We start from the raw sequence: 8,984 nt of genomic DNA, 5'->3' as shown, positions 1-8,984 counted from the left end.
GCAAACTACCCGATGCACACGAGTGTGCTGGAAGGGGTGAACAACAAGATCAAAGTGATAAAGCGCATGGCATATGGATTTAGGGACTCAGAATACTTTTTTCTGAAAATCAAGGCGGCCTTCCCCGGAAAGCCGCGATGAACCATGAAAAAGGGGAGTCATGGACTCCCCTTCTCGTACTGCGTACTCGTCACTGGGCCAGCAGGTGGCCTACCAGCTCATGACGCCACCCTTGCAGCAGCATGGGCTTGTCCGCCCTGGCCCGCTCCTCGGCACTCATGCGCCAGCTCCAGGTGAAGTACTGGTGGATGATCTTCTTGCTCGCCACCAGCTCCGGCGGAATGTTGCTGGCCTTGGCCTTCTCCTCCACCATGGCCTTGATGCGCTTGAGCTCGGCCTTGTACTGGGGGAAGTCCACCAGACGGCGGATGGGATCGGGCCAGCTAGCAGGGTCGCTCTGCTGGGCGGCGGCGACGATGTCCAGCATCCGCTTGCCGTGGATCTTGATCTCGATGGGCGAGAGGCCCAGCTCGTTGAGATCCCGCAGCGAAGCGGGACGACGCTCCGCCACCTTGAACAGGTGCAGCTCTTTGACCACGAAGTTGAGGGCGAGATCCCGGCGTACCGCTTCCTGCTGGCGCCAGGCGGCCAGCTCGCGCAGGATGGCCAGCTCACGGCGACCCAGTTGCCAGGCGTTGACTATCTCGAGGTAGGCCTGACGGGGATCGCTGCCCTGGGTCTTGCGGGCGGAGTGGTTCTGGCACTCCTGTTCGAACCAGGGGAACTTGCCGCTCTCGCGCAGTCTGGCCATCACCTTCTCGTAGAGGGGCATGAGGTAGAAGACATCCGCCGCGGCATATTCCAGCTGACGAGGGGTAAGGGGGCGCGCCAGCCAGTCGGTACGGGCCTGATCCTTCTCAAGCTCGACCCCGAGGAATTCGTTGACCAGGGCGCCAAACCCCACCGACACGCCATGACCCAGGAAGGCTGCCGCCAGCTGGGTATCGTGCATCTGGTTGGGCAGGTGACCCGCCTGATGCTGGATAAGTTCCAGATCCTCACCAGAGGCGTGCAGGATGGCAATCTGTCCGGCCCGACCGAGGCGCTGCCACAAACCGGAGAGATCCAGGGTCAGGGGATCGAGCAGGGCAAGCTGCTTGCCATCGTAGATCTGGAACAGACCGAGCTGGGGATAGTAGGTACGGGTGCGAACGAATTCGGTATCGATGGCCAGGGGAACGTCGGCCAGAGAAGCGAGATACTGATCCAGTTCGGCTTGCTGTGAAATGAGTTGATATTGCATCGTTGCCTGCACGTTGGTCGGATCCAGAAAGAAAAAACCGTGGATGTCCCACGGTTTTGCATAACGACAGCGCTGGACTGCAAAGCAGTGCATGCCGGTTACTGCTTGGCAATCTCCTCGTCGCGCAGTACGCGGCGCAGGATCTTGCCCACGTTGGTCTTGGGAAGTTCGTCGCGAAATTCTACCAGTTTCGGCACCTTATAGGCAGTCAGATGTTTGCGGCAGTGGGCAATTATCTCCTCTTCCGCCAGCTTTGCATCTTTCTTGACCACGAAGATCTTCACCTGCTCGCCGGACACCGGGTTGGGTACGCCGACGGCGGCCACCTCCAGCACCTTGGGATGCAGGGCCACCACGTCTTCTATCTCGTTCGGGTAGACGTTGAAGCCGGAGACCAGGATCATGTCCTTCTTGCGATCGACGATCTTGAAGAAACCCTGCTCGTCGCATACCGCGATGTCGCCGGTGCAGAGCCAGCCATCCTGCATCACCTCGGCGGTCGCCTCCGGGCGCTGCCAGTAGCCGGTCATCACCTGAGGACCGCGCACCTGCATCTCGCCGGGGGCGCCCCGTTCGGTGACCTGGTTCCCCTCGTCATCCACCAGACGGATCTCGGTGGAACAGACCGGCAGGCCGATGGAGCCGTTGTAATCCACCAGATCATAGGGGCAGACGCTCACCAGGGGCGAGCACTCGGTCAGGCCATAGCCCTCCAGCAACGGGGTGCCGGTCAGCCCCTTCCACTGCTCGGCCACCGCCCGTTGCACCGCCATGCCGCCACCGATAGTGAGCTTGAGCTTGGCAAAATCCATGCCCTTGAACTCGTCGTTGTTGACCAGGGCGTTGAACAGGGTGTTCACCCCGGTGATGCAGGTGAAAGGATACTTCTTGATCTCTTTGACAAAACCCGGGATGTCGCGGGGGTTGCTGATGAGCAGGTTGTAGCCCCCCAGACGCATGAACAGCAGGCAGTTTACCGTCAGGGCGAAGACGTGATAGAGCGGCAGCGCCGTGACCACGAACTCCTTGCCGCGCTCCAGCACGGGGCCATAGACACCGAGGCACTGCTCGACGTTGGCGATCATGTTGCGATGAGTCAGCATGGCCCCCTTGGAGAGGCCGGTGGTCCCGCCGGTGTATTGCAGGAAGGCGATGTCCTGGTTGCTGATCTCGGGTTTGATGTACTGCAGGTAGCGCCCCTTGGCGAGGGCCTGGCGCATGGTGCTGGCATGGGGCAGGTTGTACTTGGGCACCAGCTTCTTGACGTATTTGACCACGAAGTTGACCAGGGTCCCCTTGGCCAGCCCCAGGTTGTCACCCATCCGGGTCAGGATCACGTGCTTGACCGGGGTGTCATACACCACTTTTTCCAGGGTGTGGGCGAAGTTGGAGACGATGACGATGGCCTTGGCGCCGGAGTCTTTCAACTGATGCTCCAGCTCGCGCGGGGTATAGAGGGGGTTGACGTTCACCACCGTCATGCCGGCCCGCAGGATGCCGAATACCGCGATGGGGTATTGCAGCAGGTTCGGCATCATCACGGCCACCCTGTCCCCCTTGCCGAGCTTCAGCTCGTTTTGCAGGTAGGCGGCGAAGGCTCGGGACTGCTCCTCCAGCCGGCGGTAGGTAATGGTCTGCCCCATGTTGACGAAGGCGGGTTGATCGGCGAACTGGTTCACCGACTCTTCAAACATCTCGACCAGAGAGCCGTATTGGTCTGGATTGATCTCGGCGGGAACCCCTTCTGGATAACGCTTCAGCCAGACTCTTTCCACGAACTTCTCCTGCATAACTCGCACCTGTGCGCTCACTGTGTTGCCTCCGTCCCTGTCACATCCATTTCAATCAGTTGTTTTAAGTTCATGCTCTAATGCCGCACATATTTACATAAGGCAACATCAATTAACAGTGAATTAACAACGGGAAATGTGAAGGAGAAAGCAAACCTGACATGATTCAAAGCCGCCGATCCTACCGGATTTGAGCGAAGTTTTCGATATAAACGGCGGTTTCTGATGAATTTTCCATATGAAAATGATGGCTTCCTGCCACTGTCACCCGTTCAATGTGGCCAAAGACCGCCTCCCGCAACTGCCACTGTGCCAGGAGCCCGGGGAAGCCCTGCTCTCCCCGGATAAAGAGCACCGGACAGACGATGGCCCGGATCAGGGCCTGGGCCTGCCCCTCGCTCATGCGAAGGGGGGAGAGATCGCGAAGACGGGGATCACTGCGCCAATACCAGCGCCCTTCCCGCGCCTCCAGTTGTCGCTCGCAGATAAGGCGTGCCGCACTCGGGGGGATGTCCGCCACCTTGCAGCGGCCAGCCACCGCCTCCTCGAGGGTGGCAAATCCACTGGTTGCACGCTCACGGGTACGAGTGCGGTTGAGGATGGCGCGGCGCAGCTGCCCCGGTACCTCCTCGTCGGGCTGGCTCAAGGGGCCGAGCCCCTCCAGCAGAATGAGCCGCTCGATTTGCTCGGGAAAAACGCCGGCATAGGCAGAGGCAATCAGCGCCCCCAGGGAGTGACCAAGCAGGATGAAACGCTGCCAGCCCGCGGCCTGGGTGATCTGGTAGAGATCATCCAGCCAGTCCACGAAGACATAGGGAGTCGACTTGTGATCGGAGTGACCATGGCCCGGCAGATCGACGCAGACCAGATGAAACGCCCCCAGCCAGGGGGCCAGAGGCAAAAAGCTGGCGCCGTTGTCGAGCCAGCCATGGAGGGCCACCAGCAGCGGTCTGTCCTCCTGACCATTGTCCAGCAGGGCGATGTGCCGCCCGTCCGCCAGGCGCAGCCTGCGCTCCTGCAATGTCGCCGTCATCCGGGCTCCTCAGCGGCGCAGGGGCCGTCTGGGCCAGAAGGGATCATAGAAAGGATCGTAAAAGTAGGGATCCATGTAGCGGATCTCCACCTCCTTCACCGGTGGCCACAGCTTGCTCCCCGTCACCTTGAGTACCGAGAAGCGATATTTGTGCTCGCCAATCTGGCTGTCCACCGGCTTGTCGAGGGTGCCGAGCACCGTCAGGCTGCGACCCTTGGCATAGAGGGTCGGGTCGACAAACCCCTGCATGATGGCGAGAAAACGACCAGGGCTCTGCTCGGTCTGCTCCGGCACCCCGTTAGACTTGAGGGGCAGATAGACCACCTCGATGACACTCTGATCCGCCTTGTTGTGGACCGCCGAGATGACACCGCTCCAGCGGGCCGGCTTGCCTTCCATCCCCTGCAGGGCGGGTTGATAGGCCACCAGCTGATCCGCAGGCTCATAGGCAAGCTCTTTGGGCACCGTGCTGCAACCGCCCAGCAACAGCCCCACCAATCCCAGCATGATCACGGATTTTCTCATTCGTCTCTCCATCATCGTCCGATAAAGCAGCCCGGGGCAGCCGTTGCCGCCTATTCGCGACCCGGCAGTTTCTTCCAGGTCACCTTGTCACGCAGATAGACAGGGGTGGCTTGCTCAACCGGCACCGCCTCACCCGCAAACCAGGCCTGGCATGCCAGAGGCAGCATGTCGGCGGCCGCCGGGAAACGCACCTGGCTTGGCATCAGCACATCTGCCAGGCCGCCCAGGGTCTCGCCATAGGTTTCAAAACCGGTGCCAACGCAGCTCACCGCGCCAGTCAGCTTGTCACGGGCCTGCACCAGTGCGGCTGGCTCGCTCACCACCTCCTCGCCCACCAGCGTCATCACCCCGTCCACCAAGGCGTAGTGGCCGAAATAGACCTCGTTCATGCGCGCATCGATGGCGGCAAGCACCTGCTCGGCCCCTTCCAGCTTATGGGCCCCCTGGGCCATGGCTGCCAGGGTGGAGACACCGATCATCGGCACGCCGGCACCAAAGGCGAGCCCCTGAGCCACGCTGATCCCGATCCGTACCCCGGTGAAGGATCCTGGCCCACGGCCGAAGGCGATGGCGTCGAGCTCATCCAACGATAGACCGGCTTCATCCAACAGAGCCTGAACCATGGGCAGGATCTTGCGGGTATGGTCACGGGGCGCCTCTTCCCAGCGGGAAAAGAGGGTGTCACCCACCAAGAGGGCTGCGGAGCAGGCTTCGGTGGCGGTATCCACGGCCAGGATCTTCAACTCATCCATTCTTTTTATTCTCTTCACATCAGTCAGTTAAATCGTCAGCATGGCCAAGGCCTGCCGTCATGCATGGCCGGGTGCAATCAGCCCCGGCGCGGCGGACTCACTCCCGTGGTCCGAAAAATTCTCCCAGGGTCGCCAGCTCCCGGGTCCGTGGAATGGCAGGCAGGCTCTTGATGAAGGTGGCGCCATAGGGCTTGTTGACCACCCGAGGATCACAAATAACCAGTACACCGTGATCACTGCGATCACGGATGAGCCGCCCCACCCCCTGCTTGAGGGCAATCACCGCCTTGGGCAACTGCAGCTCGGCAAAGGGATCCCCCCCCTTGAGCTTGCAATCCTCCACCCGTGCCTTGAGCTGGGGATCGTCCGGGCTCGCAAAGGGCAGCTTGTCGATGATAACACAGGACAATGCCGCCCCCCGCACGTCTATCCCCTCCCAGAAACTGCTGGTGGCCACCAGCACGGCCCGACCGTTCTCCACGAAGGTCTTGAGCAGCCGCTGCTTGTTGTCTTCCCCTTGCAGCAGGACGGTGCGGCCGATTTCCCGGCGCAGCACCTCGGCCACCTGGCGCATCACCTGATGGCTGGTGCAGAGGAAGAAGCACCCCCCCGGCGTCTTGTTGATGAGGGGGATCATCAGGGTCGCCAGCTGCTCCCCGCGCCCGAAGGCATTGGGCTCTGGCAGGAAACGGGGTACGCACAGGCGCGCCTGCTCGGCGTAATCGAACGGACTGTCGAGAATGAGTTCGGCGCTGCCGGCCAGCCCCATCTCGGCGACAAAGTGGGCGAAGCGATTGTCCACCGTCAAGGTGGCCGAGGTGAAGACCCAGGCCACCTCGGGGCGCTGCACCTCGGCACCGAAGCGCTCGGCGACCGACAGCGGCGTCAGATTGAGGGTAAAGTGCAGACGCGAACAGTCATACCAGTAGGAGAAACCGGTCTGGTTGACCGCCAGCACCTCCCCAAGGCGGGTACGCAGCTCGCTGATGCGCTCGAAACAATGATCCAGCTGCTCCCCTCGCCCGAGCGCCAGTTTCAGCACTTCATAACAGAGCCCGATGGCATCGTTGAGGCGGGCCAGCGCCTGGGCCCAGAGGGATTGTCTCAGCAGATCCCGGGTGTTGCCGCGCCCCCCCTCCACGCCGAAGGCAAGGCGCAAATCCTGACTGGCAATGGCGAGCCTGTCCGCCGCCTTGCCAAGCTGGGCCATGTCATGAGCCTCTGCCCGGTAGGCGAGCTGGATATCCTGCGCCAAATCCTGGATGGTGCGACTGCCCACGGACTTGCCGAAGTAGTGGCTGGCGATCTCGGGCAGCTGGTGCGCCTCGTCGAAGACATAGACCTGCGCCTCGGGCACCAGCTCGCCAAAGCCGGTGTCTTTGACCGCCATGTCGGCGAAAAAGAGATGGTGGTTGATCACCACCACCTGGGCGTCCATGGCACGGCGCCGGGCGATGACCAGGTGACAATCATCGTAATAGGGGCAGTCGCGACCCAGGCAGTTGTCGTTGGTGCTGGTGACGTGGACAAGGATCTCGGCGTTCTCCTGTAGCCCCGGGATATCCCCCACATCGCCGTTGTCGGTGGCAGTCGACCAGGATTTGACCTTCACGAGATCGCTCAGGATCTCGGGCTTTTGCAGATGGGATTCACTCAACAGCCGGTTCATCCGCTCGATGCAGAGATAATTGCTGCGCCCCTTGAGCAGTGCCACCGGCGGGGTGTAGTGAAGCGCCCCCGTGATGGTGGGCAGATCCCGATAGAAGAGCTGCTCTTGCAGGTTCTTGGACCCGGTACTGATCACCACCCGCTTGCCGGATTCCAGCGCAGGCACCAGATAGGCATAGGTTTTGCCAGTGCCCGTTCCAGCCTCCACCAGCAAGCGGCCACCTTGCTTGATGGCGCGCGACACCGCCTCGGCCATCTCCAGTTGCGGGGCACGGGCCTTGAAGCCGTCGATATGGCGGGCCAGGGGGCCGTCTGGCTTGAACAGGGTCTGGGTGATGGTCAAAGGCATGTCCCGCTGCAAAAGCGGGTATTATGCCAAAAGCGCGGAAAAAGCGGGACTGATAATGCGTTCAGACGAAGAGATCAATCCGGTGGTCCGGATCCGGTTTGTGATCATCATCCTGCACCGCTGGTTGATCAGGCTTTGGCGGCTGCTCTCTCTGCTGGTGATGCTGGCCACCGCCGCCATTGTCGGTGCCTATCTTGCGCAGCTGATGTTTCTGGCTGATCTGGGTCACCTCCCGCTTGATGTCATCCGGGCTCGGTGTCGAGGGTGCGCGGGGCAGGATGGGAAATAACAGGTCCTGGCTGGGCATGATGTCGCCTCCTTTGGCATCTCATTGTCTAGTTATCGACCAGAAAACCGTTTTCTCAACTTTAATCGTCCGGATCACATTTTTCGGTTGCATTTTCTGTCAAGGCAGGTAGTTTAAATCGGGCGTCAACAACGGCATCTGATTTGTAAAGGATTCATTACATCATGAAGTTCACCACCCTGAAGACTCATCATCACCATCATCATCCCGAATAGTCTTTCAGGAGGTTGACTGCTGGAAGACACTTAACTGGTGACTTCCAAAAGGACCGCAAGATTCATGAACCCTCGGAAGCACATACTTCCGAGGGTTTTTTCGTTTTTGACTAGAAGGAAATCGAGCAATGGAAACACAACGTCTGCGCATCGCCATGCAAAAATCCGGTCGTCTGAGCCAGGATTCCCAGGCCCTCTTCAAGAGCTGCGGCCTCAAGATCAACCTGCGGGAACAGCGCCTCATCGCCCATGTCGAGAACATGCCCATCGACATTCTGCGAGTGCGTGATGACGACATCCCGGGTCTGGTGATGGAAGGGGTGGTCGATCTTGGCATCATCGGCGAGAACGTTCTCGAAGAGGTGCAGCTCATTCGCGCAGCCCAGGGGCAGCCCTTTGCGGTGAAGACCCTCAAGCAGCTCGACTTCGGCGGCTGCCGCCTCTCTCTGGCGGTGCCGGACGATGTCAACTACACAGGACCCGAGAGCCTGGCCGACAAGCGCATCGCCACCTCCTACCCCGGTCTGCTCAAGCGCTTCTTCGACGAGAAGGGCCTGGGCTTCAAGAGCGTGATGCTGGGTGGCTCGGTGGAAGTGGCCCCCCGCGCGGGTCTGGCCGATGCCATCTGCGATCTGGTCTCCACCGGCGCGACCCTGGAAGCCAACGGCCTGAAAGAGGTCGAGGTGATCTACCGCTCCAAGGCCGTCCTGGTGCAGGCTCCCAACCCCCTGAACGATGCCAAGCAGAAACTCATCGACAAGCTGCTGCCCCGCATCCAGGGGATGCAGCAGGCGCGCGAAAGCAAATACATCATGCTGCACGCCCCCAAAGACAAGCTCGATGCCATCACCGATCTGCTGCCGGGGGCGGAGCGTCCCACCATCATGCAGCTCGCCGGTGACACCAACCAGGTGGCCCTGCACGTCGTCTCCAGCGAAACCCTGTTCTGGGAGACCATGGAACAGCTCAAGGCCCTGGGTGCCAGCTCCATCCTGGTGCTGCCCATTGAAAAGATGATGGAATAAGCCGAGATGATGGAATA

9 protein-coding genes and 1 other annotated feature are annotated in these 8,984 nt (G+C 60.7%); of the genes, 2 read left to right on the top strand and 7 right to left on the bottom strand.

The window, feature by feature from the left end; all coding sequences use genetic code 11:
* Positions 1-141, top strand: a 141-nt coding sequence (locus tag J9889_RS04615) for a transposase (protein ID WP_210537842.1), incomplete at its 5' end; no start/stop codon positions are given.
* A 49-nt stretch (positions 142-190) separates the two neighbouring features.
* Here the strand turns inward: J9889_RS04615 and rnd are convergent.
* The 7 genes from rnd to J9889_RS04580 form a co-directional block, all read right to left on the bottom strand.
* A complete protein-coding gene (rnd, locus tag J9889_RS04610) occupies positions 191-1,303 on the bottom strand; it encodes a ribonuclease D (RefSeq protein WP_039039174.1) in 1,113 nt (370 codons plus the stop codon).
* Positions 1,304-1,401: 98 nt separating this feature from the next.
* Positions 1,402-3,078, bottom strand: a complete 1,677-nt coding sequence (gene fadD, locus J9889_RS04605; RefSeq protein ID WP_010674700.1) for a long-chain-fatty-acid--CoA ligase FadD — start codon at positions 3,076-3,078, stop codon at positions 1,402-1,404.
* Positions 3,079-3,274: 196 nt separating this feature from the next.
* Positions 3,275-4,126, bottom strand: coding sequence for an alpha/beta hydrolase (locus J9889_RS04600; protein WP_210556033.1), 852 nt, complete (start codon positions 4,124-4,126; stop codon positions 3,275-3,277).
* Positions 4,127-4,135: 9 nt separating this feature from the next.
* Entirely contained in the window at positions 4,136-4,651 is a 516-nt protein-coding gene (locus tag J9889_RS04595; RefSeq protein WP_039039136.1) for a Slp family lipoprotein, read from the bottom strand.
* Positions 4,652-4,701: 50 nt separating this feature from the next.
* Positions 4,702-5,403 (bottom strand): tRNA (adenosine(37)-N6)-threonylcarbamoyltransferase complex dimerization subunit type 1 TsaB, encoded by a 702-nt coding sequence (gene tsaB, locus J9889_RS04590; RefSeq protein ID WP_041211402.1) that lies wholly within the window; start codon positions 5,401-5,403, stop codon positions 4,702-4,704.
* Between the two features lie 97 nt (positions 5,404-5,500).
* Complete coding sequence (locus tag J9889_RS04585) at positions 5,501-7,414, bottom strand: ATP-dependent DNA helicase (RefSeq protein WP_210556035.1); 1,914 nt, start codon at positions 7,412-7,414, stop codon at positions 5,501-5,503.
* A 67-nt stretch (positions 7,415-7,481) separates the two neighbouring features.
* Positions 7,482-7,727 carry a hypothetical protein gene (locus J9889_RS04580; RefSeq protein ID WP_010674695.1) on the bottom strand — a complete coding sequence of 82 codons (246 nt, stop codon included), beginning with the start codon at positions 7,725-7,727 and terminating at the stop codon, positions 7,482-7,484.
* Positions 7,728-7,917: 190 nt separating this feature from the next.
* Positions 7,918-8,042, top strand: a sequence feature (His leader region).
* 28 nt (positions 8,043-8,070) lie between these two features.
* On the opposite strand from J9889_RS04580, the gene hisG reads away from it, so the two are divergent.
* The gene (gene hisG, locus J9889_RS04575) at positions 8,071-8,967 is read left to right on the top strand and encodes an ATP phosphoribosyltransferase (RefSeq protein ID WP_041211400.1); all 897 of its coding nucleotides are present in this window, start codon (positions 8,071-8,073) and stop codon (positions 8,965-8,967) included.
* Positions 8,968-8,984: the final 17 nt, after the last annotated feature.

Origin of the sequence: Aeromonas sp. PrichA-15, assembly GCF_017939245.1 — a bacterium.
GTDB lineage: Bacteria > Pseudomonadota > Gammaproteobacteria > Enterobacterales > Aeromonadaceae > Aeromonas > Aeromonas caviae.
This window is presented reverse-complemented; position numbering and strand designations above follow the sequence as displayed.

Bases quoted from the DNA above. Each gene is read 5' to 3' on its own strand.
- J9889_RS04595 (WP_039039136.1), bottom strand. From the start codon at position 4,651: ATGAGAAAATCCGTGATCATGCTGGGATTGGTGGGGCTGTTGCTGGGC.
- J9889_RS04600 (WP_210556033.1), bottom strand. From the start codon at position 4,126: ATGACGGCGACATTGCAGGAGCGCAGGCTGCGCCTGGCGGACGGGCGG.
- rnd (WP_039039174.1), bottom strand. From the start codon at position 1,303: ATGCAATATCAACTCATTTCACAGCAAGCCGAACTGGATCAGTATCTC.
- hisG (WP_041211400.1), top strand. From the start codon at position 8,071: ATGGAAACACAACGTCTGCGCATCGCCATGCAAAAATCCGGTCGTCTG.
- tsaB (WP_041211402.1), bottom strand. From the start codon at position 5,403: ATGGATGAGTTGAAGATCCTGGCCGTGGATACCGCCACCGAAGCCTGC.
- J9889_RS04580 (WP_010674695.1), bottom strand. From the start codon at position 7,727: ATGCCCAGCCAGGACCTGTTATTTCCCATCCTGCCCCGCGCACCCTCG.